The organism is Thauera sp. GDN1 (assembly GCF_029223545.1).
Taxonomy (GTDB): domain Bacteria; phylum Pseudomonadota; class Gammaproteobacteria; order Burkholderiales; family Rhodocyclaceae; genus Thauera.
Window position 1 is genome coordinate 200,823 of the sequence record NZ_CP097870.1, and the last position, 23,896, is coordinate 224,718.

General features: G+C 70.6%; 18 protein-coding genes. 6 read left to right on the forward strand and 12 right to left on the reverse strand.

The window, feature by feature from the left end; all coding sequences use genetic code 11:
* Positions 1-45: 45 nt before the first annotated feature.
* The gene (locus tag CKCBHOJB_RS00920) at positions 46-1,371 is read right to left on the reverse strand and encodes an AarF/ABC1/UbiB kinase family protein (RefSeq protein ID WP_281050205.1); all 1,326 of its coding nucleotides are present in this window, start codon (positions 1,369-1,371) and stop codon (positions 46-48) included.
* Between the two features lie 38 nt (positions 1,372-1,409).
* The gene (locus tag CKCBHOJB_RS00925; protein ID WP_281050206.1) at positions 1,410-1,925 is read right to left on the reverse strand and encodes a DUF3429 domain-containing protein; all 516 of its coding nucleotides are present in this window, start codon (positions 1,923-1,925) and stop codon (positions 1,410-1,412) included.
* 157 nt (positions 1,926-2,082) lie between these two features.
* Between CKCBHOJB_RS00925 and CKCBHOJB_RS00930 the strand changes: the two genes are divergently transcribed.
* The 4 genes from CKCBHOJB_RS00930 to CKCBHOJB_RS00945 are packed head-to-tail and all read left to right on the forward strand — an operon-like array spanning position 2,083 to position 6,196.
* Complete coding sequence (locus CKCBHOJB_RS00930; RefSeq protein ID WP_281050207.1) at positions 2,083-3,087, forward strand: FAD-dependent oxidoreductase; 1,005 nt, start codon at positions 2,083-2,085, stop codon at positions 3,085-3,087.
* Between the two features lie 50 nt (positions 3,088-3,137).
* Positions 3,138-4,712 carry an FAD-binding domain-containing protein gene (locus tag CKCBHOJB_RS00935; protein WP_281050208.1) on the forward strand — a complete coding sequence of 525 codons (1,575 nt, stop codon included), beginning with the start codon at positions 3,138-3,140 and terminating at the stop codon, positions 4,710-4,712.
* A 12-nt stretch (positions 4,713-4,724) separates the two neighbouring features.
* Positions 4,725-4,880 carry a DUF2256 domain-containing protein gene (locus tag CKCBHOJB_RS00940; RefSeq protein WP_348634854.1) on the forward strand — a complete coding sequence of 52 codons (156 nt, stop codon included), beginning with the start codon at positions 4,725-4,727 and terminating at the stop codon, positions 4,878-4,880.
* A complete protein-coding gene (locus tag CKCBHOJB_RS00945; RefSeq protein WP_281050210.1) occupies positions 4,832-6,196 on the forward strand; it encodes a DASH family cryptochrome in 1,365 nt (454 codons plus the stop codon). Before CKCBHOJB_RS00940 ends, CKCBHOJB_RS00945 begins: the two co-directional genes overlap by 49 nt.
* Before the next feature lie 73 nt (positions 6,197-6,269).
* On the opposite strand, the gene CKCBHOJB_RS00950 is transcribed toward CKCBHOJB_RS00945, so the two are convergent.
* The 4 genes from CKCBHOJB_RS00950 to CKCBHOJB_RS00965 form a co-directional block, all read right to left on the reverse strand.
* Entirely contained in the window at positions 6,270-7,193 is a 924-nt protein-coding gene (locus tag CKCBHOJB_RS00950; RefSeq protein ID WP_281050211.1) for a DMT family transporter, read from the reverse strand.
* 6 nt (positions 7,194-7,199) lie between these two features.
* Positions 7,200-7,586, reverse strand: a complete 387-nt coding sequence (locus CKCBHOJB_RS00955) for a group II truncated hemoglobin (RefSeq protein WP_281050212.1) — start codon at positions 7,584-7,586, stop codon at positions 7,200-7,202.
* Positions 7,587-7,704: 118 nt separating this feature from the next.
* Positions 7,705-9,108 (reverse strand): 3'-5' exonuclease family protein, encoded by a 1,404-nt coding sequence (locus tag CKCBHOJB_RS00960; protein WP_281050213.1) that lies wholly within the window; start codon positions 9,106-9,108, stop codon positions 7,705-7,707.
* An 84-nt stretch (positions 9,109-9,192) separates the two neighbouring features.
* Entirely contained in the window at positions 9,193-10,347 is a 1,155-nt protein-coding gene (locus CKCBHOJB_RS00965) for a glycosyltransferase (protein ID WP_281050214.1), read from the reverse strand.
* 175 nt (positions 10,348-10,522) lie between these two features.
* Between CKCBHOJB_RS00965 and CKCBHOJB_RS00970 the strand changes: the two genes are divergently transcribed.
* Positions 10,523-13,090 carry an EAL domain-containing protein gene (locus CKCBHOJB_RS00970; protein ID WP_281050215.1) on the forward strand — a complete coding sequence of 856 codons (2,568 nt, stop codon included), beginning with the start codon at positions 10,523-10,525 and terminating at the stop codon, positions 13,088-13,090.
* Between the two features lie 24 nt (positions 13,091-13,114).
* Here CKCBHOJB_RS00970 and CKCBHOJB_RS00975 read toward each other — a convergent pair whose 3' ends face one another.
* The 3 genes from CKCBHOJB_RS00975 to yegQ form a co-directional block, all read right to left on the reverse strand.
* Positions 13,115-13,963 carry an EcsC family protein gene (locus CKCBHOJB_RS00975; RefSeq protein ID WP_281050216.1) on the reverse strand — a complete coding sequence of 283 codons (849 nt, stop codon included), beginning with the start codon at positions 13,961-13,963 and terminating at the stop codon, positions 13,115-13,117.
* Between the two features lie 118 nt (positions 13,964-14,081).
* Positions 14,082-14,750 carry a DsbA family oxidoreductase gene (locus CKCBHOJB_RS00980; RefSeq protein ID WP_281050217.1) on the reverse strand — a complete coding sequence of 223 codons (669 nt, stop codon included), beginning with the start codon at positions 14,748-14,750 and terminating at the stop codon, positions 14,082-14,084.
* A gap of 59 nt (positions 14,751-14,809) precedes the next feature.
* Positions 14,810-16,225: a tRNA 5-hydroxyuridine modification protein YegQ gene (yegQ, locus tag CKCBHOJB_RS00985; protein WP_281050218.1), complete on the reverse strand. Its 1,416-nt coding sequence runs from the start codon at positions 16,223-16,225 to the stop codon at positions 14,810-14,812.
* 122 nt (positions 16,226-16,347) lie between these two features.
* Between yegQ and CKCBHOJB_RS00990 the strand changes: the two genes are divergently transcribed.
* Positions 16,348-17,166 (forward strand): helix-turn-helix domain-containing protein, encoded by an 819-nt coding sequence (locus CKCBHOJB_RS00990; protein WP_281050219.1) that lies wholly within the window; start codon positions 16,348-16,350, stop codon positions 17,164-17,166.
* 18 nt (positions 17,167-17,184) lie between these two features.
* Here the strand turns inward: CKCBHOJB_RS00990 and CKCBHOJB_RS00995 are convergent, their stop codons facing one another.
* The 3 genes from CKCBHOJB_RS00995 to CKCBHOJB_RS01005 form a co-directional block, all read right to left on the reverse strand.
* Entirely contained in the window at positions 17,185-19,245 is a 2,061-nt protein-coding gene (locus CKCBHOJB_RS00995) for a multiheme c-type cytochrome (protein ID WP_281050220.1), read from the reverse strand.
* 8 nt (positions 19,246-19,253) lie between these two features.
* On the reverse strand, positions 19,254-20,999 hold the full coding sequence (locus tag CKCBHOJB_RS01000) for an arylsulfatase (RefSeq protein ID WP_281050221.1): 1,746 nt from the start codon (positions 20,997-20,999) through the stop codon (positions 19,254-19,256).
* Positions 21,000-21,270: 271 nt separating this feature from the next.
* Positions 21,271-23,772 (reverse strand): penicillin acylase family protein, encoded by a 2,502-nt coding sequence (locus CKCBHOJB_RS01005; RefSeq protein ID WP_281050222.1) that lies wholly within the window; start codon positions 23,770-23,772, stop codon positions 21,271-21,273.
* Between the last annotated feature and the right edge of the window lie 124 nt (positions 23,773-23,896).

The window sequence follows — 23,896 nt, forward strand, 5'->3', positions numbered from 1 at the left end:
GATCATCCTGCCCTGCACATCCTTGCCCTTGTCCCCGGCGCCTGCTCAGCCGAGCCAGCGCGCCACCCGGGCGCCGACGTCCACGCGTGCGCGCAGGCGCGCCGCGAGCAGGTACAGTCCGCCCAGCTTGCGGTGCAGGAACAGCGCGTCGGCCGGCGGCGTGTGCCGGAAATCGCGCTCCATGCCGAGCTTCAGCCCGGCGTCGCGCAGGCGCACGGCGAGGTCGCTGGCGCCGAAGTCGTAGGCGCCGGGGTGGCGCAGGGGCTCGCAGGCGATCCGGAACAGGTCGATCACCGCCTCGCGCTGGTGGGCGTGGATGTCGTCGCGGAAGTAGCCGATCGCCTGCGCGGCCTCGCCCATCGCCGTGCGGTCGCCGCGGATGCTGGCGGCCATCAGGCGGCGGTAGGCCTCGACCACGGCGTCCGGATAGGCGCGGGTGGCGCCGAAGTCGAGCAGCACCAGGCGGCCCGTCTCCGGCTCGAAGCGGTAGTTGGCGAAGTTGGGGTCGGTCTGGACCAGGCGGAACTCGAACAGCTCGCGGAACAGCAGGCCGATCAGCAGGCTCGCCACGCGGTCGCGCAGCGCCTGGTCGGCCGCCTGCGGGTCGGCGAGCGATTCCACCGCCACGCCCTCCACCCAGCTCATCGCCAGGATGTCGCTGCGGGTCAGCGCCGCCACCGGCTGCGGCAGCACGAAGTCCCCGGCGCCGGCGAGCAGGGTGGCGAAGCGCTGCAGGTTGTCGGCCTCGCGCCGGTAGTCGGCCTCCTCGTGCAGCTGGCGCTTGGCCTCGTCGAGCAAGGGCGCCAGATCCAGCCCCTTCGGCAGCAGGCCGGAGACGCGCAGCAGGGTGGCCACGTTGTCCACGTCGCTGTCGATGCTGCGGCGCACGCCGGGATATTGCAGCTTGATCGCCAGCTCCTGGCCGTCGCCGGTGCGCGCCCGATGCACCTGGCCGATCGAGGCCGCCGCGCAGGGGGTGAAGGAGAAGCGCTCGAAGCCCTGCTCCCAGCCCGGGCCCCAGTGCGTCTGCAGCACCTCCACCACCTGGCTCATCGGCATCGAGCGCGCGTCCGCGCGCAGGCGGGCGAGGATGTCGGCGAGCTCGGGCGGCAGCAGGCTGCCGGCGTCCATCGACATCAGCTGGCCGACCTTCATCGCCGCGCCGCGCAGCTGCGCGAGCTGGTCGGCGACGCGGCGGGCGTTGGCCGGGGTCAGCACCAGCTCGCTGACCCTGGGGCGCTTGCCGGCGGCGAGCTGGCGCGCGCCTTCGGCCAGCATGCCGCCGGCGACCCCGGTGGCGAGCGAGCCCAGGCGGGCGAGGCGGGACAGGCGGCCGCCGGGGACGGCGGTGGCGCGGGCTTCGGTGTCCATGCGGCGGCGCTCCTGGATGGAGTCGTGGGAGGTGCGCTTCAGTAGGGCAGCGTCACGAAGGCACCGGCGATCAGGCTGATGCAGGCGACCGCCGTCAGCCGCAGGCGCAGCGGCAGGTACCAGGCCGGCAGCTCGGCGTGGCGGGCGAGGCGGCGGTCCTGGAGGTAGTGCAGCACGAAGCCGGTCACCAGCAGCGCGGCGGCTTCCATCGGCACCAGCAGCAGCGCCGGCCAGGCGATCAGGGAGGGCACCACGCTCCACAGCATCGTGCGCCGACGGCGGGCGTCGTCGAGGCCGGGCAGCGCCATCGCGAAGCCCCAGTGCAGCGCGCACACGAAGCTGAGGATCACCGCGCCGTAGGCGTAGAGCGCATCGCTCCAGGTGTAGCCATGGTGGCCGTCGAGCAGGCTGGCCGGGGCGAGCACCACGAAGGGGATCAGGCCGGCATAGCCGAGCCGGCGGGCGGTATTGCGGAGGGGATCGGGCAGGCTGGGGTTCATCGCGGTGGCGGCGTCGATCGGCGTGTCGGGTGGGTTGAATGTCCAGGACGCCATGCGCTGGCATTCGGCATGTGTGCTGGACAAGATGTTGTCTTGAAGCTGAATGCTAGTAATCCGAATCTTTTTTGTCCAGGACAAAAGAGGTATATTCCGATCGATCCGAGTCGATCCCCGTCCGCGCTGCGGACTCCTGCCTGCGAGGGATGCAGCCATGAATCCTCCTCTCCACTACGCCGTCGTCGGTGCCGGCATCGCCGGCCTGAGTTGCGCGCGGGCGCTCGCCGAAGCCGGCGTGCGCGTCACCGTCCTCGACAAGAGCCGCGGCCCCGCCGGCCGCATGAGCACTCGCCGCGGCGAAGGCTGGGCCTGCGATCACGGCGCGCAGTATTTCACCGCGCGCGATCCGCGCTTCCAGGCCGAAGTCGCGCGCTGGCTGGAGGCGGGGGTGGCGGCGCGCTGGCAGCCGCGGCTGACGGTGTTCGGGGCGGACGGCCGCCGCGAGGCGGTGGGCGAGGCGGGCGCGGCGCTGGTCCGCCATGTCGGCACCCCGCGCATGACCGCACCGGCGCGCCATCTGGCCGAAGGCCTGGACCTGCGCCTGCAGGCCACGGTCAATGCGCTCCACAGCTACGAGCACGGCTGGGAGCTCGCCACCGCCGAGCACGGCCTGCTGCCCGAGGCCTTCGACGGCGTGCTGCTCGCGGTGCCGGCGCCGCAGGCGGTGCCGCTGCTGCAGCCGCTGGCGCCCGAGCTCGCCGCGATCGCGGGTGCGGCGCGCATGCAGGGCTGCTGGACGCTGATGGCGCGCTTCGACGCGCCGCTCGCGCTCGATTTCGACGCCGCCTTCGTCAACAGCGGCCCCTTGCGCTGGATCGCGCGCGACACCAGCAAGCCCGGGCGCGCGGGCATGGAGACCTGGACCCTGCACGCGAGCGCCGAGTGGAGCGAAGCCCACATCGAGGACACGCCGGAGCGGGTGGCGAGCGCGCTGATCGCCGCCTTCCGGGCGCTGGGCGGCGAGGTGCCGGTGGTGTGGTCGGCGCACCGCTGGCGCTACGCGATCACCGCGTCCGCGGTCGAGGAGGGCTACGTCTGGCGGGCCGAGGACCGCATCGGGCTATGCGGCGACTGGCTGCACGGCGGCCGCGTCGAGGGCGCCTGGCTCAGCGGCCATGCGCTTGCGCACTGCGTGCTGGCGGAGATGGCCCTGGCCTGACTCGGGTCGGTGAGGCTGACGGCACTGCCCGCGGGCTGCAGGAGCAGCGGATGGGATACGGACTGGTCTGGTTCAAGCGCGATTTCCGCCTCGCCGACCATGGCGCGCTCGCCGCGGCGGCGCGCCGCGGGCCGGTGCTGTGCGTGGCGATCGTCGAGCCCGCGCTGTGGGCGCAGGCGGACGCCGCGCGCCAGCACTACGAGTTCATGCTCGAGAGCGCGCGCGAGCTGCACGCCGAGCTGCGCCGGCTGGGTGGGCGGCTGCACCTGATGGTGGGCGAGGCGGTCGCGGTGCTCGATCGCGTGCACGCCGTCGCGCCCTTCGACGCGCTGTATTCGCACCAGGAGACCGGCAACGGCGCGAGCTACGCGCGCGACCGCGCGGTGGCGGCCTGGTGCCGGGCGCACGGCGTGCGCTGGCATGAGCTGCCGCAGTTCGGCGTGGTGCGCCGGCTGGACGATCGCGACCGCTGGCAGGCGGCGTGGGAGGCGCAGGTCGCCGCGCCGCAGGCCGCCCTGCCGGCGCGGCTGCACTTCGTGCCGCTGCCCGCAGCGCTGCAGCCGGGCGCGGCCGAGCCGGAGCAGGGGGTGATCGTGGCCGCGCGGGCGCCGGAGGCGATGGCGCTCGGTCTCGACGCCTTCCAGCCGCCGCGGCGCCAGCGCGGGGGGCGGCGCGCCGCGCTCGCGGTGCTGCACGATTTCCTCGATGCGCGCAGCGGCCGGTACCGCGGCGGCATCTCCTCGCCGCTGAAGGCGCCCACCGCCTGCTCGCGACTGTCGCCGTATCTGGCCTGGGGCTGCCTGAGCCTGCGCGAGGTGGTGCAGGCGACTCGTGCGCGCGTTGCTGCCCTGCCCCAGGGCGACCGCCGCCGCGCCGGGCTGTCGGCCTTCCTCGGCCGCCTGTACTGGCACTGCCACTTCATCCAGAAGCTGGAGAGCGAGCCTGCGCTGGAACTGCGCAACCTGCATCGCGGCTACGACGGCCTGCGCGAGGACGCGTGGAACCCGGCGCATTTCGACGCGCTGGTGGCCGGGCGCACCGGCTGGCCCTTGGTGGACGCCTGCGTGGCGATGCTGCGCGCGACCGGTTGGCTCAACTTCCGCATGCGCGCGATGCTGGTGTCGGTGGCGGCCTATCCGCTGTGGCTGCACTGGCGCGAGGTCGGGCTGTGGCTGGCGCGCGCCTTCCTCGACTACGAGCCGGGCATCCACTGGAGCCAGATGCAGATGCAGTCGGGGACGACGGGCATCAACACCACCCGCGTCTACAACCCGCTCAAGCAGGCGCGCGATCACGATCCGCAGGGCGTGTTCGTGCGCCGCTGGCTGCCGGCGCTGCGGCGAGTGCCGGATGCGTGGCTGTTCGAGCCCTGGCGCATGCCGGCCGAGCTGGCGGCGCGCCATGGCTTGCGGCTGGGAGAGGACATCGCCTTGCCGGTGGTGGATCTGGAGACGGCGACGCGGGCGGCGAAGGCGCGGGTGCATGCGCTCCGCGCGCAGCCGGCGGTGCGCGCGGCGAAGGCGGCGATCGTCGAGCGCCATGGCTCGCGCAGGCCGCCGGAAGGGCGGCGGCGCAAGGCCGCGGCGAGTGCGGGGTGTGCGGCACAGCTGGACTTGGGCTTCTGAGGGGGCAGGGTGATGGGGATGCGGCGCAAGGCGGATCTGCCGACGAAGCTGTGCGCGGGCTGCGGGCGGCCATTCGCGTGGCGGAAGAAGTGGGCGCGGGTGTGGGAGGAGGTGCGCTATTGCTCGGAGCGCTGCCGGCGGAGTCGCGCCCGGGCGGGGGCGTGCTGATGGCCTCGGAACTCGTCATCCACTGGTTTCGCAACGATCTGCGCCTGTGCGACAACCTCGCGCTGGTCGAGGCCTGTGCGTCGGGCGCGCGCCTGCTTCCGGTCTATTGCCACGATCCCGCCGCCGATGCGCCGACGCGCTGGGGTTTCGTGCGCCGGGGTGCGCACCGGCGCGCGTTCCTGGCGGCGGCACTGGATGATCTTGATGCGGCCTTGCGCGCGCGAGGCAGTCGGCTGCTGCAGCTGCGCGGTGCGCCGGCCGAGGTGCTGCCGGCGCTGGCGCGTGCGCTGGGCACGGGCCGGGTGGTGTGCGAGGCGATCGCTGCGCCCGAGGAAGAGGACGAGGTCGCGGCCTTGCGTGCGGCGGGGCTGCAGGTGAAGACGCTGTGGCAATCCAGCTTGTTCGATCCGGCGGCGTTGCCGTTTGCGGTGGAGCGTCTGCCGAAGGTATTCACGGCCTTTCGCCAGGCGGTGGAGTCGGCGGGCGTGCAGCCCGCGGCGCCGATGCCGGCGCCCGAGACGCTGCCGCCCCTGCCGGCCATCGATGCGATGGCGATCGATCGGCACGGTGGGAGCGACGGTGGCCGCGATCATTGCGCCGCCGAAGCCTCCCCGGAGGCTGCCTTCCCGTGGTGGCGGCCTGCGTTCGCAGGCGGCGAGCAGGCGGCGCGCGCCCATCTGGTGCGCTATTTCGCCAGCGATCGACCGCAGCGCTACAAGGCGACGCGCAACGGCCTGAGCGGGATCGACTTCTCGAGCAAGTTCTCGCCCTGGCTGGCGCAGGGGGCGCTGTCGGCGCGGCTCGCCTTCGCCGCGCTGCGCCGCCACGAGGCCGAGCGCGGCGTCAGCGAGGGCAGTTACTGGCTGTGGTTCGAGCTGCTGTGGCGGGATTACTTCCGCTTCCTGCACCTGCAGCACGGGCGCCGGCTGTACCGGGCGCGGGGGCTGGACGATCGTGCCCCGCCGCCTGCCCATGATCCGGCGGCGTTCGCGGCCTGGTGTGGCGGGCGCACCGGGCACGCCTTCATCGACGCCGGCATGCGCGAGCTCGCCGCCAGCGGCTGGCTGTCCAACCGCATGCGCCAGGTGGTCGCCAGCTACCTGATCCACGACCTCGGCTGCGACTGGCGTGCCGGCGCGGCGTGGTTCGAGGCGCAGCTCGTCGACTACGACGTGTACAGCAACCAGGGCAACTGGCTCTACATCGCCGGCCGCGGCACCGATCCGCGCGGCGGGCGGCGTTTCGATCCCGACCGGCAGGCGGCGATGCACGACGCGGACGGCCGCTACCGCGCGCTGTGGGGCGCCGGCGGCTGAGCGGGGCGGCGGTGCGGGCCGGCGCCGGTCCCGCCCGCGCCGCTCGCGCGCCGGATGCGCGCCGAGCGGACGTTCAGCGCCGGGGGCCGGCGGCCCGCAGCCTGGCGATCGCACCGGGCGGCAGCGCGCCGAGCAGGGCGCCGACCGACACCACGACGATGCCGACGATGGTGGTCGCGCCGAGCGCCTCGTCGAGGATCAGGAAGGCGCCGATGGCGGTGAACGCGGGCACCAGCGCCAGCATCATCGACGCCTCGCCGGCGCCGACCTTCTGCACCGCGTAGCTGTAGAAGCCGGCGGCGAGCATGGAGGCGATCACGCCCTGATACACGCACTGCAGCGCGATCTCGCCCCAGCTCGCGGCGCCGATGCTGGACGGCAGCCACAGCAGGTAGATCGGCATGAACACCAGCGCCGAGAAGCTCGCGATGCCGAGGATGCCGAACTGCGGCTTGACCTGCCAGCGCCGCATCAGCAGGCCGAAGATCGCCCACGCCAGCGCGGCGGTGAGGAAGAGCAGGTCGCCGATCCACTCGTTGGCGCGCGCCGGGGCGAGCAGGCTCTCGAAGCCGATCAGCAGCAGGCCGGCGGTCGACAGCAGCAGCGCGACGACGGTCGGGCGGGCGATGCGGAAGCCGCTGGTCACCGCCATGATGACGATGGTCCAGAACGGGATGCCGCCATTGACGAACACGCCGGCATGCGCGCTCGGGGCGAAGGCGAAGCCCCAGTACACGCACAGCCCGTAGGCCAGCCCGCCGACGCAGGCGAGCACCGCGTGGCGCGGCCAGTCGCGCATGGGCACGAAGCGCAGGAAGAAGGGCAGGGCGATCGTGCCCGAGACGCCGTAGCGCATCGCGGCGATGTCGAAGGGCGTGAAGCTGGTGGTGGCGCCGAAGCGCGACACGAGGTTGAAGCCGGACCAGAACACCACGACGGCGAGCGCGGCGAGCAGGCCGCGGACGGCGTCGGAGTGGGAGGGGTGGTTCTGTGTCAATTCGGTTCAGCCTGCCTTGTTGCGCATGAAGTCTGCGGTGTTGAAGAAGTTCTGCAGCAGGCGCTCGCGGATGCCTTCCTCGATACCGACTTCTTCCATCGCCAGCAGCATGCAGGCCACCCACTGGTCGCGCTCGCGCGTGCCGATCGCGAACGGCATGTGGCGCGCGCGCAGGCGCGGGTGGCCGAACTGCTGCACGAATAGGTCCGGCCCGCCGAGCCAGCCGGACAGGAACATGAACAGCTTGTCGCGCGAGCCCTGCAGGTCTTCGGGGTGCATGGCGCGCAGTTCGGCGAACTGCGGGGTTTCGGCCATCAGGCCGTAGAAGCGGTCGCAGAGGCGGGCGACGGTGGGTTCGCCGCCGATCCTGTCGTAGGTGGTCTGTTGTTCCATCGGGGGTCGCGGGGTGAGGGGCGCTTCGAGGCGGGCGCGTTTGCCGAGATTGTCGCAGAGTCGGACGGCGGTTGGGCGTTGGGTGTTCGCGGCGTCGCGGCGCTTGCGGTCCCACCGGTCAGAGCTGGAGGATCGGCAGCCGTTTCGCCGCCTTGACCAGGATCTTGTAGATGTCGAGATCGAAGGCGGGGCGGCCGCTTTCCAGGAGGTCGGCGAGCATGGCCTCGTCGGTGGCGGTGCCGAGCCAGCGCCAAGCGTCGACGACGTGGATGGCCTCGCCCTCGCGCAGGCCGATCGGGCCCGGCCAGGTCCAGTGCTCGACCTTCAGCGCGTGCAGGGCCTCGATCAGGCGCAGGGCGTGGGCCTGGGGGGATTCGCCGCCGTGGCAGGCACCGCGGCAGCGCTTGAGCTGGAAGTCGAAGCAGCGCGCGCCCTGGGGGTGCTTGTCCAGGCCGAGCAGGGGCGGGCACAGGGCGTGGTCGCGGGCGAGTGCGCGCAGGCGGTTGGTGGCTTCGCGGCGGGAGCGGAAGAAGCCGTAGAGGTCGTCGCGGCGGCCGAAGTCGAGGTCGCCGGCGTGCACCAGTTCGAGCCGCCGGTCGCCGACGATGTCGGTGGCCAGCCGCCAGGTGCACAGCTCGCGGTTGCGGCGCAGCTGGCGATTGTGGGTGGGCTGCAGGCGCTTGACGAGTTCGGCCTCCTTCAGCAGGGCGCCGATCTCGCCGGCGGTCGCTATCCACTCGATGTGGCGCACCTGCTGGCTGAGGCTCAGCTCGCGGTCGCTGGTGTGGTCGGCGGCGAAGTGCGACAGCACGCGGCTGCGCAGGCGGGTGCTCTTGCCGATGTAGAGCGGCAGCTCGCCACCCGTCGCATCGCCGCGCTCGCCGTAGAACAGATACACGCCGGGTGTGTCGGGCAGGCCGGCGATGTGTTCGGGGTCGAGGTGGGGCGGCAGGCTGGGGTGGCCGATCAGCTCGCGCACCATGGCCTCGATGTGTCCGGGCGCGAAGCGTTCATGCAGCTTCTGCCAGAACTGCCACAGCAGCTGGGCGTCGCCGAGCGCGCGGTGGCGGTCGGCCACCACCAGGCCGTGGCGCTCGATCAGGTGGTCGAGACCGTGGCGGCGGTACTCGGGAAACAGCCGGCGCGACAGCTTGACGGTACACAGCACCTGCGGCCGGATGTCGAGTCCGGCGCGGCGGAAGGCGGCGCGCAGGTGGCCGTGGTCGAAGCGTGCGTTGTGGGCGACGAAGAGGCGGCCGTCGAGGCGGTCGAAGACCTCGTCGGCGATCTCGGCGAAGCGCGGCGCGCCCGCGACCATGGCGTCGTCGATGCCGGTCAGGCGCTGGATGTAGTCGGGGATGCGCGACTCGGGCCGGACCAGCGTGGACCACTCGCGCACGCCGTCCGCGTCGACCTGGACGATGCCGATCTCGGTGATCGATTCGCGCTGGGCGGGGCCGCCGGTGGTCTCGATGTCGACGAAGGCGAGGCCGCCGGGGAAGTGGCGGAGGGTGGGGGGCAAGATGGGGCGGGTGGCCGGATGCGATGCGCGCTTCGATCGCGTCCCCGCGACGCGGGTTCCCGCGCCGGCAGCCTCAGCCCGTTCTCAGGCGCGGCCTTCGAGCTGGCGGCGGTAGAGCGCGGCGAGGCGCTCGGCCATCAGGTTGTCGGCCCATTCGGCGGCGTGCGCGCGGGCCTCGGCGGCGAGCTGCTTGCGCAGGCGGCCGTTGGCGATCACGTCCTCGACCACCGCCGCGAAGCCGGCGGGCGAGTCGGGGGCGATGCGCGCGCCGCGCTCGGAGGCGAGGATGTCGGTGGTGCCCATCGCCGCCAGTGCGACCACAGGCAGCCCGGCCGCCATGGCCTCGAGCAGCACCAGGCCCTGGGTCTCGGTGCGCGAGGCGAACACGAACACGTCGGCGGCGGCGTAGCACGCGGGCAGGCGCCTGCGGCGCTCCAGGTAGCCGACGAAGCGCACCGTGCCGGCGAGGCCCTTGCGCAGCACCTGGCGCTGCAGGCTGGGCGTGGCCGGGCCTTCGCCGGCGAGCACGAGCACGAAATCGGGCCGCTGCGCCTTCATCAGCGCGGCGACCTCGAGCAGGAAGGCGATGTTCTTCTCGTGCGCGACGCGGCCGATGTAGAGCGCCATCGGCGCATGTTCCGGGATGTCGTACAGGCGGCGGAAATGCAGGCCGTCGCCGCCGGCGAAGTCCTGCACCGGGATGCCGGTGGGCAGGATCTCCATCGGTGTGCGCACGCCGTAGCCGGCCAGGCGGTCGCGCATCGCGGTCGAGGGCACGACCACCGCGTCGACCGCGTTGCACTGCGTGCGCGACACCCGCCGCGCCAGGCCGCGCAGCGCGGTCGCGGGCAGGAAGGGGGCGTAGTGGTGGAGGTATTCCTCGAAGAAGGTGTGGTAGGTCAGCAGCACCGGCCGGCCGCAGGCGCGCGCGCTGCGCAGGCCGTAGCGATGGGCGGCGAACGGGGTCTGGATGTGCACCAGGTCGCATTCCGCCGCCTCGCGCCGCACCGCCTCGTCCATCGCGCGCAGCCGCATCAGGCGGTCTTCTGGGTCGAAGGGCAGGCGCCGGCCGGGGACGCGCACGATGCCGGGGACGTCGGCCTCGTCGCCGTAGCGCGGCGCGATCAGGCGCACGTCCACGTCGCAGGCGGACAGGGCGCGGCGGAAGGTGGCGATCGACGTGGACACCCCATTCACGCGCGGGAAGTAGACGTCGGAGATCATCAGCACGCGGATCATGGGTCGAGCATGCGCGCCGCCTGTTACCGCACGGTGAAGCAGCGCCGGCGTGAAGTGTTCGACCTGGTCCGCGGCCGCGGGGTGCGACAATGCGCGCGTTGGTCGTCCGCGTCGTCGCGGTTTGCGGCGGCCGTCGTTTATGCCGGGCCCGCCTGTCAGTCATCGCCGTACACTCATGAACCACCCCGAACCCCTCCTCCCGCTCGTCGACGAGATCCTCCCCTTTCCGCACGCGGAGGAGGTCTGCGTCAGCGAGATCGTCGCGCGCGACCTGCTCGAATGCGGACCCGAAGTGCCGCTGCACGAGGCCGCCGCGCGGATGAGCGAGCGCGGCGTCAGCTCCATCCTGGTGGTCGAGGACGACGTGGTGCTCGGCATCTGGACCGAACGCGATGCGCTCGCGGTCGATTTCGACGATCCCCTCACCTTCACGCTCGCGGTGCGCGCGGCGATGAGCGCGCCGGTGCGCACCGTGCCCGGCACGATGCGGTTGCACGAGATGGCGGTGCGCCTGCGCGAGGAGCACCTGCGCCACTACCTGGTGGTGGACGCGGACGGGCGGCGCATCGGCATCGTGTCGCAATCGGACGTGGTGCTGAACCAGGGCATCGAGCACTACCTGAAGCTGCGCACGGTCGGCTCGCTGGTCAAGGGCGGGCTGCATGTGCTGCCGGCGACCGCCGGCGCCCGCGAGGCCGCGCTCCTCATGCGCGAGGCCGGGCTCGACGCGGTGGTGGTCGACCATGGCGCCGACGCGGCCACGACCGTCGAGGGCCGCTACGGCATCGTCACCGAGCGCGACATCACCCGCCTGGTGGCGCAGCGCACCGGCGACCGTGCGCTGGGCGCGCTCGCCACCCGGCCGCTGGTGGTGTGCGCCGAGCACGACAGCCTTTACCGCGTGCGCGCCCGGCTCGCCGAGCGCCACATCCGCCACATCGGCGTGCTCGCCGCCGACGGCGGGCTGATCGACCTGATCAGCTTCAAGGACATCCTCAGCGGCATGGAGCTGGCCTATGTGCACGAGCTGCAGCATGCGCTGCAGGCGCGCGACCTGGCGCTGAAATCCTCGCAGCGCAACCTCTACCTCGCCGGGAAGGTCATCGAGAGCTCGCTCGAGGGCATCATGGTCACCGACGCCGAGGCCCGCATCCTGTCGGTGAATCCCGCCTTCACCCACATGACCGGCTATACCCCGGAGGAGGTCATCGGCCGCAGTCCCTCGCTGCTCAATTCCGGCCGCCAGAGCCCGGCTTTCTACGCCCGCATGTGGGAAGGCCTGGTGGCGGAGGGCAAGTGGCAGGGCGAGGTGTGGAACCGGCGCAAGTCGGGCGAGGTGTATCCGCAGCTGCTGCACATCACCGCGATCCGCGACCGCGACGGCAGGCTGACCCACTATGCCGCGCTGTTCACCGACATCAGCCGGCTCAAGGAGACCGAGGCGCGCATCCGCGACCTCGCCTACTACGATCCGCTCACCGGCCTGCCCAACCGCCGCCTGCTCGAGGATCGCCTGCAGGTCGAGATCGGGCACGCCGCGCGCCTGCGCTGCCGGCTGGCGGTGCTGTTCGTCGACCTCGACCGCTTCAAGCGCATCAACGACAGCCTCGGCCATTCGGTCGGCGACAAGCTGCTGGTCGAGATCGCCGCCCGCCTGCGCGGCAGCCTGCGCGAGGACGACACCGTGGCGCGCATGGGCGGCGACGAGTTCCTGGTCATCCTCAACAACCTCGCCGGGCCGGACGAGGCGGCGATGACCGCGCGCCGGCTGGTGGGCGCGCTGCGCCGTCCGGTGCACATCGAGGGGCGGGAGCTGGTGGTGACCACCAGCCTGGGCGTCAGCATCTACCCCGACGACTCGCAGGACGCCGACACCCTGATCAAGCACGCCGACGTGGCGATGTACCGCGCCAAGGACGAGGGCCGCAACAGCTTCCAGCTCTTCGAGCCGGCGATGAACGCGCGCAGCCTGGAGCATCTCGCGCTGGAGACCGCGCTCCATCGCGCGCTGCCGCGCAAGGAGCTGCTGCTCCACTTCCAGCCCCTGGTCGATGCCGCCGACGGCCGCCTGGTCGCCGCCGAGGCCCTGCTGCGCTGGCAGCATCCCGACCTCGACCTGGTGTCGCCGGCCGACTTCATCCCGCTCGCCGAGGAAACCGGGCTGATCGTGCCGATCGGCGAATGGGTGCTGCGCAGCGCCTGCGAGCACCATCGCGCCTGGCGCGAGGCGGGCGGGACGCCGCTGCGCATGATGGTGAACATCTCGGCGCGCCAGTTCCGCGACGAGGGCTTCCTCGCCATGGTCGGCAGCGTGCTCGCCGAGACCGCGATGCCGCCCGCATGCCTGACCCTGGAGTTGACCGAAAGCATGCTGATGGACGGCACCGAGCGCACCATCGCCCGCCTCGAGCAGCTGCGCGCGCTCGGCGTCGGCCTGGCGATCGACGACTTCGGCACCGGCTATTCCTCGCTCGCCTACCTCAAGCGCTTCCCGATCGACGAACTGAAGATCGACCGCCTGTTCGTGCGCGGCATCGACCGCGAGACGCGCGACGGTGCGCTGGTGGCGGCGATCATCTCGCTCGGCCACAGCCTCGGCCTGCGGGTGGTGGCCGAGGGCGTGGAGACGCCGGGCCAGCTCGCGATGTTGCAGCACGAGGGTTGCGATCTCGCCCAGGGCTTCCACTTCAGCGCGCCGCTGCCGTGGCCGGCGTTCGTCGCCGGCTACGGGCCGGGGGCCTGAGCCCGCCTGCGTCGCGACGCGCGTTCAGCGCGTGGTGTCGGTGTGGAAGGCGCGCGCCCGGCCGCGCGCACGCGCGTCCTGCGCCTGCAGGGCCTGCCAGGCGGAGTGCACCGCGTCGGCGCCGTACTGGCGTTCGAGCCTGCGCACGGTGAAGTGGCCGCGGCTGACGTCCTGGAAGTGGTTCATGAACATGAGGTTGATGGTCGCCCCCGCCGCCGCGCCGATGCCCGGCACCAGCATGCCGGCGGCCTTCTGGGTGAGCTGCACCTTGTAGCGCGCCGCCACCAGCGTGATCAGCCGCGCCAGCGCCGGTGCGCCCTCGCTGCTGAGTCCGCGCTGCGCGAAGTGGCGCGCGGCCTCGCTCACCGTGCTCGCCAGCGCCGCGCGCACCGCGTAGTAGCCGGATTCGGTGGCGTCGTCGGCACTCGCGTTGCCGCCGAGCGCGAACACCTCCAGCGCCGCCAGCCGGGTCTGCGACGCGGAGACGTCCTCGCCCTCGCCGCGCGCGATGTCGAGGATGGCGCGCATGATCAGCACCGTCGACAGCGGGACTTCCACCGTCAGTCCCGCCAGCCCGAAGGCGCCCCCGCCTGCGCCGCTGACCGAGCCGAGCAGCTTGTGCAGCCGCGGCGAGGCCTCGCGCGGGGCGGGCTGCAGCGTCCTGGCCGCGGTCTCCATCGCCTTCAACAGCGCGTCGTGCGCCAGTGCGCCGACCTTGCCGCGCCAGCTCGCCGGCAGCCGGGCCATGCCCTTCTCCAGCGGGCTGCCGATGAAGCTCGACAGGCGCGCGGCCAGGCTGGGGCGCTCGAGCAGCAGGCGCGCCTCGGCGAGCGCGCGCAGGTCGGTGTCGGCGAGGATGAGGGGCTCGGTCATGGCGATGGGGCTCCCGTCGTGGGCAGGCGTGATGAGGTCTCAGACGCCGCAGCAGCTGCCGGTGTTCCCAAGGATGCGGTGGGAGCGGGCACGCCCGCTCCCACAGGGTGTCCGGCGCTCAGGACGGCTTGTCCGCCTCCAGCGATTGCAGGATCGCCGCGCCCAGCACGGCGGCCGACTGCGCGCCCGAGACCGCCAGCTTGCGGTTGAGGATGAAGAAGGGCACGCCCTGGATGCCCTGCCGGCGCACGCCTTCGGCCATGCGCTCGACCGCGTCGATGCTGCCGCGACCGTCCAGCCACTCGCGCACCGCCTCGCGGCGCTCGCCGCAGGCGGCGGCGATGTCGGCCAGGGTGTCGAGGTCGCCGATGTCGCGCCCTTCCTGGAAATGCGCGGCGAACAGGGCCTGCGCCAGGGCCTGGATGCGCTCGGGCTTCTGCCCCTGGGCCTGGGCGCGGTACATCAGGCGGTGGGCGGCGAGGGTGTTGGGGCGGGTCTGGATGCGTTCGAAGGCGTACTGCAGGCCGTCGCCGGCCGCGGCCTCGCGCACCGTGTCCAGCACCGCCTCGGCCTTGATCGGGCCGCCGAACTTGGCCTCCAGGAATGCGCGATAGGGCTCGCCTTCCGGCGGCGTATCGGGGTTGAGGAAGAAGGGCAGCCAGTTGATGCGCACGTCGATGTCGGGGCGCGAGGCCTTCAGGTCGGCGAGGGCGCGGTCGAGGCGGACCTTGCCGAGGAAGCACCAGGGGCAGACGAAGTCGGAAACGAGGTCGATGTTCAGGATCATGGCGGGGGGTCGTAGGCGGCGGACGGAAGGCGACAGGGTAGCCGTTCTGCCGCGCCGGGTCAGAGGAAGCGTGCGATGAAGCAGGGGTGCGCCGGGTCGGCCTGCGCCGGCAGCGGCAGCCACACGCGCCGGCCGCTGCCGGGGACGCGCTCCAGCGCGCTGCCGTCGGCGGCGAAGAGGCGGTCGAGCCGCAGTTCGTGGTTGGCGCCCGGCTGCACGAACTCGAGGCGGTCGCCGACGCCGAAGCCGTTCTTGACCTCGACCTCGGCCAGGCCGCGCGCGGCATCGAAGCCGACCACCTCGCCCACCAGCAGGCTGCGCCCGGACTCCGAATGGCCGCGCAGGTAGTTCTGCTGCTCGGGGGTGGAGTGGCGCTGGTAGAAGCCGTCGGTGTAGCCGCGGCTGGCGAGGCCTTCGAGCTCGCCGAGCAGGCGCGTATCGAAGGGCCGCCCCGCGACCGCGTCCTCGATCGCGCGCCGGTAGCCCTGGGCGGCGCGGGCGACGTAGTAGGGGCTCTTGGTGCGGCCCTCGATCTTCAGCGAATCGACGCCGATGTCCACCAGGCGCTGCACGTGCTCGATCGCGCGCAGGTCCCTGGAGTTGAGGATGTAGGTGCCGTGCTCGTCTTCCTCGATCGGCATCAGCTCGCCGGGGCGCGTGCCTTCCTCGAGCAGCCACACCTTGCTGCCGCCGATGTGGCGCGGGCCGCCGCCGAGCGCCAGGCCCTGCGCGGTGTCGAGCGCGCTGCGGGTGGCGGTGCCGACCGCGCCGGCGCCCTTCGGGTTGCCGATCGGCATGGCGCCGCGGGCGTGCACGTCGCCGGCGCCGTTTTCTCCGGCCTCGTGCAGCTTGTAGTCCCAGCGGCAGCTGTTGGTGCAGCTGCCCTGGTTGGGGTCGCGGTGGTTGAAATAGCCCGACAGCAGGCAGCGTCCCGAATACGCAATGCACAGCGCGCCGTGCACGAAGACCTCGAGCTCCATGTCCGGGCAGGCGTCGCGGATCTCGGCGACCTCGTCCAGCGACAGCTCGCGCGACAGGATGATGCGCTTGACCCCCACCGACTGCCAGAAGCGCACCGAGGCGTAGTTGGTGGTGTTGGCCTGCACCGAGAGGTGGATCGGCACCTCGGGCCAGCGCTCGCGCACCATCATGATCAGGCCCGGGTCGGCCATGATCAGCGCGTCCGGCTTCAGCGCGATGACCGGCGCCATGTCCTCCTCGAAGGTGCGCAGCTTGGCGTTGTGCGGGGTGATGTTGGCGACCAGGTAGAACAGCTTGCCGGCGGCGTGAGCCTCGGCCATGCCGGCGGCGAGCGTGTCGAGCTGGCCGAAGCTGTTGTTGCGCACGCGCAGCGAATAGCGCGGCTGGCCGGCATACACTGCGTCCGCGCCGTAGGCGAAGGCGGTGCGCATCATGTCGAGGGTGCCGGCGGGGGCGAGGAGTTCGGGGCGGGGGGGCGAAGTGGAGGCAGGCATGCGATACGGCTTGGTCGAGAGGCAAGAGGCGAGCGGACGAGGCCCGCATTCTAGCGGAGCGCGCGACCACCACCCGTGGCGCCGTCGCGGGCGGCCACAGCGGATCCGGAGCGTGAGAAACCATGAGCAGCGATAGCAGCCCGTCGATCCGGGCGCTCGAGCGCGGCATCGAGGTGCTGCGGCTGCTGCGCACCCACGAGGGGACCGAGCTGCGCGCCCTGCATGCCGCCACCGGGCTGCCCAAGCCCACGCTGCTGCGCATCCTGCACACGCTGGAGCGCGGCGGCCTGGCGCGGCGCTCGATGTTCGACGGCCAATGGCGGCGCGCGGCCGTATGGGCGCCGCCGCCATTGGCCAGTGTCGCCGACCAGCAGCTGGCCGAAATCGCCGCGCCGAAGCTGGTGGCGCTGCAGCGCAGCGTGCTGTGGCCTTCGGATCTGCTGGTGTATCGCGACTTTGCGATGGTGCTCGTGGAGAGCTCGCGCCGGCTGTCCGGCCTGGCGATGAACCCCCGCTACCATGTCGGCTACCGGGTCGAGCTGTTCCTGTCCGCGCCCGGGCGGGCCTGGCTGGCGTTCTGCACCGAGGCCGAGCGTGAGGCGGCGATGGCGTACTTTCGCGATCACCCGCCCGCCAATCCGCGCAGTGCGGCGGTGTTCCGGCACGAGATCGGCGCCATCCTGGAGCAGACCCGGCGCCAGGGCTACGCGGTGCGCGACGCGATCTTCGGCGGCTCCGAAGAGGCGATGAGCGCGTTCGACGACGGCCTCGACGCGATCGCGGTGCCGGTGCCGACGGCCACCGGCGTGCATGCGGCGATCAACCTGGTGTGGCCGCGGCGCTACGACCTGCGCGCCAAGGTGGTCGAGGCCAACCTCCACGAACTGATCGCCACCGCCGAGGCGATCGGCCAGGCCTTCGACGCCGCGCAGGCGGGCTGAGCGCCGGCGCGCGGGCGCTCAGCGGCGCTGCTGCAGGTAGCGCTCGACCGCGTCGAGGTTGCGGCGCACCCGCGGGTGATCGGGCATCAGCGCGGCGGCGGCGCGCAGCTCGTGCGCGGCCTTTTCCCATTGCTTGCGCTGGCCCGCGAGCAGGCCGAGGGCGAAGTGCAGCTCGCCGGGCTGCGCCGAGCCGGAAAGACCCTCGCGCAGCACGCGCTCGGCCTCCTCCTCGCGCGCGCTGCCGGCGAGCAGGGTGGCGAGGCCCAGGCGTGCCGCCTGCACCTGTGCGTCCTGGGCCAGGGCGCGGCGGTAGTGGCGTTCGGCGCCGGCCGGATCGCGGCGGGCGGCGGCGAGGCCGGCCAGGTTGAGCTGCGCGCTCGGCATGTCGGCCATGGCCTGCTGGGCGGCGACGAAGGCGGCGAGGCCGGCGTGCAGTTGGGTGCGCTGATCGGCGTTCAGGCGCCCTTCGTCGATGTCGGCAAGTCCGCGCGCGGCGGCGATGCGCACCGCGCGCAGCGGGTCGGAGAGCAGGGCGGGCAGCTGGGCGAGGCGTTCTTCCGGTGGGCGTGCGGCGAGCGCGGCGGCGGCGGTCGCGCGCACCACCGGGTCGGGATCCTGCAGCGCCGCGGGCGGCACGCTGCCCAGTGCAGCGAGCGCCTCGACCGCGGTGGCGCGCACGATGGCGGGCTGCGCCAGGTCCGTGGTCAGGGTGCGCAGGGGCTGCGCGGCGCCGGGTTCGCCGCGGCGCGCGGCGGCGAGGAGTTCGCCGTAGTGCGGCGGATGCTGGCGGGGGCCGAAGTGGCGACCGATCGCCTGGGCCGCCCACTCGGCGGTGCGCTCGGCGTGGCAGTCCTGGCAGGCGTTGGGCGTGCCGAGCTTCGCGCTCAGGTCCGGGCGCGGGATGCGGATCGCATGGTCGCGGCGGCCATGGACCACCATGTAGTCGCGGCTGGGCATGTGGCAGTCCACGCACTGGCTGCCGGCCTGGCCCGCGCTGTGGAAGTGGTGGGCCGGGCCGTCGTAGTCCTTCGCCAGCAGGCCGGGAAAGCGCGCGCGGTCGGGCGACGGATTGTGGCACGCGGTGCACAGCGCGTTGCCCTCGGCGCGGCGCTTGCCGCTGTGCGGGTCGTGGCAATCCGTGCAGGCGACGCCGGCCTGGTACATGCGGCTCTGGCGGTAGGAGCCGTACTCGAAGACCTCCTCGAGCTGCTGGCCGTCGGCGTGGTGGAGGTCGGCGCGCAGGTTGTCGGGCATGAACTGGTCGAGCAGCGGCGCGCCGGCGACGGCGTCCTCGACCAGCCGGGTGCGGCGCGCGTGGCAGGCTGCGCACTGGTCGACCTGGGTGTGGGCGCCGGCGAGCGCGCGGTTCGCGGTCGGCTTAGGCGTGCCCTGGCCGGCGGCGGCAACCGCGCGTGCGCTCTCGGCGTGGACGCGACCGCCGCCATGGCAGGCCTGGCAGCCCACATTGGCCTCGGCCCAGGTGGTGCGATAGCTGTCCTGCGCGTCGTCGTAGCCCTTGCGGTAGGCGGTGGTGTGGCACTCGCCACACATCAGGTTCCAGTTCTGATAGCGGCCGCTCCAGTGCAGGGTGCTGCCGGGGACGTTGGCGCCCTTGGGGTAGAGCGAGAACCAGGTCTTGCGCTCGGTATCCCAGGCGATCGTGAACGCCTGCAGTCGGCCGCCCGGCTGCGGCAGCAGCACCTGCTGCAGCGGCCGGATGCCGAAGGTGTGGGTGACGGGGAATTCCACGTGCTGCCCGTCCGCGCCCTCGGTGGCGACGAAGAAGGCGTCGCCGCGGCGCAGGAAGTGCGCCGCCTCGCCCTTGCCGGTGAAACGCGCGTCGGCGAAATCGCCGAGCGCGCTGTCCGGCGTCGCCGGCTGCATCGCCAGCTGGTGCTTGGAGCCGGACCACAGCCGCGCCTGGTCGGTGTGGCAGGCCAGGCATTCACCATCGGCGATGTGGTCGGCGATAGCACGAGCGCCGGGGTCGGCCCCGGCGCGGGCCTCGGCCTGCGGCGGAGTGGCGAACGCCACCGACGCCGTCAGGCACAGGGTCGCCAGGCAGGCGGGCAGGCGCATGGTCTGCGTCAGCGCGCGGCGCGCGGCTCGAGGGTGGCCTCGTACTTCAGGTCCTCGTAGTACTTGGCGCCGTTGCTGTAGCCGGGGCGGTCGGCGAGGCCGGGGATCTCCAGCGTGCCGGTTTCGCGCACGTAGTCGCGCCAGGCCACCAGCATCTCGCCCAGCTTCTGCGGGTTGGCGGCGGCGAGGTTGCGGCTCTCGCTGCGGTCTTCGGCGACGTTGTACAGCTCCCAGTCGTTGGTGCCCCAGGGCGCGTTGGAGAACACGATCTTCCAGTCGCCCTTGCGCAGCGCCTTGCGGCCGCCGAGCTCCCAGCCCACGGTGTCGCTGTCTCCACGGACCGCTTTGGCCTGGCCCTGCAGGTAGGGCAGCATCGACTTGCCGCGCAGCGGCAGCACCGGCTTGCCCTGGTACTCGGTGCCCGGGTGGCGGGTGCCGGCGAGCTCGAACAGCGTCGGCGCGATGTCGGTCACATGCGCCATGGCGCGCTTGACTGCGCCGCCCTTGACGCCCGGACCCCAGGCGATCGCCGGCACCGCGATGCCCCCTTCGTACATGAAGGACTTGTACAGTCGGAACGGCGTCGAGCCCACCTGCGCCCAGCCCGGCCCGTACTCGGCGTAGGAGCCGGACTTGCCGATGTGGGCGATGCTGTTGTCCATGTCCTTGTGGATCCACTCGCGGGTGCGGGCCACGTCATACACCGAGTTGCCGTCGGCGCCGTTGTCGGACAGGAAGAAGATGAAGGTGTTGTCGAGCTGGCCGGTCTTCTTCAGGTAGTCGAGCATGCGGCCGATGTTCTGGTCCATGTTGTCGACCATGGCCGCATACACCGCCATGCGCCTGGCTTCGGAGGCCTTCTCCGCCTCGCTCAGGCTTTTCCACTTCGGCCACGACGGGTGGCCCTCGAACACCGGCGTGTCGGCGGCGACCAGGCCGAGCTTCTTCATGCGCTCCAAGCGCTCCTTGCGCAGCGCGTCGTAGCCCGCCTTGTAGCGCGCCTCGTACCTGGCGATGTCGGCGTCGTGGGCGTGGAGCGGCCAGTGCGGCGCGGTGAAGGCGAGGTAGGCGAAGAAGGGCTTGCCCGAGTCCTTGCCGGACTCGATGTAGTCGATCAGCTTGCTGGTGAAGAAGTCGGACGAGAAGAAGTCCTTCGGCACATCGACCGCGGCGCCGTTCTCGCGGTAGATCGCCTTCGGCGGCTTGGCCGGATCGATCGCGACGATGCCGGCCTGGTCGCTCCAGTGGCTGGAGCCGCCATGCACCAGCGCGTAGGACTGCTCGAAGCCGCGGGTGGCGGGGCTGTACTGCTCGGGCACGCCGAGGTGCCACTTGCCGGTCATCAGCGTGCGGTAGCCGGCGTCCTTGAGCACCTGCGCCATCGGCACCACGCGCTCGTTGAGGTAGCCCTCGTAGCCGGGCTTGCCGCGCTGCTCGGGGAGCATCAGCTCGACCATGTCGCCGAAGCCGACGAGGTGGTTGTCGCTGCCCGACATCAGCATCGCGCGCGTCGGCGAGCAGAACGGCGAGGCGTAGAACTGGGTCATCTTGACCCCGGTGTCGGCCAGCGTGTCGAGGTTGGGGGTGGCGATCTCGCTGCCGTAGCTGCCGAGGTCGGTGTAGCCGAGGTCGTCGGCCATGATGAGCAGGATGTTGGGGCGGTCCTGCTGGGCCGGCGCGGCGGCGTGGCCGGGCTGGATGCCGAGGCCGAGCGCGGCCAGGGGCACCAGCAGCGACGCGAGGCGTGCTTTCATTGCTGTCTCCTTCGATTAGTCCTGCTTGTTGCAGGTTCTAATAATCTAATCGAAATCTCGAGAAAATCTGGCCAAGCTCGACTCGTTCCACTCTGCAGAACGAGTCGCGCGCGCGTTCGGTTTCGGTAACCCCGATAGACGCTGAAAAACAAAAAGGCCAACCCGACGGAGGTTGGCCTTTCTGCGAAATTGACTTGGAGCGGGGTGCAATGTCCCGCTCCGACTGGCGCTGTCGCAACGATCTACAACAGCGCCCACACCGCCGGATGGGTCAGTTGAGCACCTTGACGTTCTTGGCGTCAGCGCGGACGGCACCCTGGTCGAGATGCTCCTCCTTGCAGCCGAAGGACTTGTAGAGTTCCAGCTGATCGGCGTAATGCGGCGATTTCACCCCATTCGGATTGACGAAGCCGCTTTGACCCGGAGGTGCAACGGTACACAGGCTCACGGCCTTTCCGCCCTTGAAGACGACGAGATTATTCTCGGTCCCGCGATTCATGAATGGAGCGAGGGTAATGCCCTCATCCGCGTTTGCCTGCGGGATTCCGAGGAAATTCTGAGGCCTGAACAGGTGGGTCGCGACGGGAGTCTTCCATTCTGCGGGATTGCTACCGAACTGGCTCTCCAGTGCAGCGATGGCCGCGAGGAAGGTCTCCTTCAGCACCGTGGCGGGGACCTCGCCATTAAAGAAATCGACTGTCTGTGGCACTCCGGCCCGCGGACCAAGCATCGCGTTGTACACCAGTTTGAGGCCGGCTGCAGGGCGCGGGCTGCCAGCGTTGCCAACGGCCGGATAGCCCGCGGAAGCATAGAGCGCAAAGACTTCGGCCGGCAGGTCGTCCTTGAGTACGCGCTCGATGAGCAAGGGTACCCACTTGCGCATCAAGGTAGCCGGTACATCATCGTAGTAGCCGTCGTCGTTTGCATCGACACTCTCCCAATTCCACGCGGCAAGATGATCGCGAACGATACGCGCAGTGGAGCCGGCAGGGAGGTCGGTCGTAGCGTCCAGAAGCGTCGGAAGAACATAACGCGCATTGAGGTCAGCGAACGACCCCGACTTGTTCAGGTCCAGCACGTCCTGACGGCTGAGTTTCGACTTCGCCTCGATACGGGTGGACAACTCGTTCACCCGGTCGACAATGGAATAATTTCCGAAGTCGGTCAGCGTGCCCGGGCCAGCCTGGTTGTTCCAGTTCACAACGTAGTCTTGTGCCGGGTTGAAAACCTGAGGATTGCTGCTGAACGGCAGAAAACCTTCCCATTCCATGTCACCCGCACCGCTCGCCGGAAGCCGCACGTCCTGGTTGGTCGGACGCTTGGGTAGATAACCGGGTGAGACATAGCCAATGTTCCCATTCGCGTCGGCGTAATACCAGTTGATCGTATGCGCCACCTTGCTGGCTTGGTTGAGAAACTCCCCCCAGTTGCCGGCCTGAGTAGCGCGAACCCAGGCGATCAGTGACTGCACTTCAAAGCCTGTCCAGCTCGACTTCTTCGTGTAGGCGGTATTGTTGGCGAGATCGAAACTGGTTACGAAACCGTGCACGGTGGAATGAACGTCCGCTTTCGTGTCGGGTTTATCCTTGACCTTGATGATCTCTGTCCGCACTTTCATGCGCTGCACCGTGCCCTTGTGCAAATAGGCGGTCTTGTCGCCCGAGACCAGGGTTTCCTGATAGATATCGTTGACGTCGAGCGGCCCCGCCGTTGCCCCCCAGCTGATCTTGCCGTTGGTACCAAACAAGACGACTGGCAGCGCGAAGGGTGTGTTGCCGACGATATCGAATCCAGCGCCGTGCAAGCCCACTGCAAACACGTAGCCGGGATTGAACCAGCCGAACTGTGGACCATTGAGCAGCATGGTAGAGCCGTCGTCGGTCTTGTCTGGGCCAACGATCCAGATATTGCTGGTCGTCGGACGAGCATCTGGCCACGTGCCGCCGACCACCGAGCTGGCAAGGTCCATATTCTTCCAGTCGACAGACAGCGGTCGCAGGCGCGAAAGATGATCGGACGAAGGAGATGAATTTCTTCCCGTCTCGGACTTCGTCTCAAGAAGCGCGAACTCCTGCGCTGCCGCGCCGGCATGACCCTTATCCAGGGCGAGCGTCTCGTTACGCGGTGCGGTGGTCGGCGCAAGTTTGTCCTCGAGCCAGTATATCTGGTCGAAAAGTGCCCGCCCTGCGCGATCTCCATAGGCGCCCGTCAGCGATGTGAGCGCCTTGTAGTTTGAAACCTCGGACGAAGAGCCTGAATAGCGGTTGACCATGGTCCCGACGTAAAGCATTGCAACGTCAAGAGGCGTCCATTTTGTCGGCTCGAAGCCGGCATCGATGAACTGCTTCGGAAGCAGATTGGCTTTGTCAGCGATTACCTCATCGATGCGCCGATTGAAGCCATCTGCATATCCCTGGAGGATGGCCAGATCGTCTGCGCCAAGCGCATCGATCTGTCGCTGAATGTCCTGAGGGTCGAACAGTGAGCGGGTGGAGACATCATGATTGACGTACGCCTCGCCAAGCACCTCGGCTACCGTGCCGGTGACCGAGCGGCGCGCCATTTCCATCTGGAACAGGCGATCCTCTGCGATGACGTAGCCGTAACCGGTGAACAGGTCTTGCGTGGTCTTGGCATATACATGCGGCACGCCGTAAGCATCGCGAATGATGGTGATGCGGTCCTGCGGCGGGTTAGCACCGTAGTTCCCCATGCAACCGGCCACGAGCGTGCCTGTAAGTGTCAGAGAGATTGCAACCGTGATGTTCTTCAAGCTTCGCATGCTCTTGCCGCTCCTGTGGTGGTTGTTGCCCTTCCGCCTGGCGTATGTCGCTGCGCCGTATGCAAGGGACTTGGTATCGCCTTGACTGCCCTTGGTAGGGCTCAATATTTCTTAT

What these genes read in the sequence shown, in the direction of transcription:
- yegQ (WP_281050218.1), bottom strand. Translation starts at nt 16,225, where the DNA reads ATGCCTGCCTCCACTTCGCCCCCCCGCCCCGAACTCCTCGCCCCCGCC.
- CKCBHOJB_RS00955 (WP_281050212.1), bottom strand. Translation starts at nt 7,586, where the DNA reads ATGGAACAACAGACCACCTACGACAGGATCGGCGGCGAACCCACCGTC.
- CKCBHOJB_RS00940 (WP_348634854.1), top strand. Translation starts at nt 4,725, where the DNA reads ATGGGGATGCGGCGCAAGGCGGATCTGCCGACGAAGCTGTGCGCGGGC.
- CKCBHOJB_RS00925 (WP_281050206.1), bottom strand. Translation starts at nt 1,925, where the DNA reads ATGGCGTCCTGGACATTCAACCCACCCGACACGCCGATCGACGCCGCC.
- CKCBHOJB_RS01000 (WP_281050221.1), bottom strand. Translation starts at nt 20,999, where the DNA reads ATGAAAGCACGCCTCGCGTCGCTGCTGGTGCCCCTGGCCGCGCTCGGC.
- CKCBHOJB_RS00995 (WP_281050220.1), bottom strand. Translation starts at nt 19,245, where the DNA reads ATGCGCCTGCCCGCCTGCCTGGCGACCCTGTGCCTGACGGCGTCGGTG.
- CKCBHOJB_RS00935 (WP_281050208.1), top strand. Translation starts at nt 3,138, where the DNA reads ATGGGATACGGACTGGTCTGGTTCAAGCGCGATTTCCGCCTCGCCGAC.
- CKCBHOJB_RS00930 (WP_281050207.1), top strand. Translation starts at nt 2,083, where the DNA reads ATGAATCCTCCTCTCCACTACGCCGTCGTCGGTGCCGGCATCGCCGGC.
- CKCBHOJB_RS00975 (WP_281050216.1), bottom strand. Translation starts at nt 13,963, where the DNA reads ATGACCGAGCCCCTCATCCTCGCCGACACCGACCTGCGCGCGCTCGCC.
- CKCBHOJB_RS00965 (WP_281050214.1), bottom strand. Translation starts at nt 10,347, where the DNA reads ATGATCCGCGTGCTGATGATCTCCGACGTCTACTTCCCGCGCGTGAAT.
- CKCBHOJB_RS00980 (WP_281050217.1), bottom strand. Translation starts at nt 14,750, where the DNA reads ATGATCCTGAACATCGACCTCGTTTCCGACTTCGTCTGCCCCTGGTGC.
- CKCBHOJB_RS00990 (WP_281050219.1), top strand. Translation starts at nt 16,348, where the DNA reads ATGAGCAGCGATAGCAGCCCGTCGATCCGGGCGCTCGAGCGCGGCATC.
- CKCBHOJB_RS00970 (WP_281050215.1), top strand. Translation starts at nt 10,523, where the DNA reads ATGAACCACCCCGAACCCCTCCTCCCGCTCGTCGACGAGATCCTCCCC.
- CKCBHOJB_RS00920 (WP_281050205.1), bottom strand. Translation starts at nt 1,371, where the DNA reads ATGGACACCGAAGCCCGCGCCACCGCCGTCCCCGGCGGCCGCCTGTCC.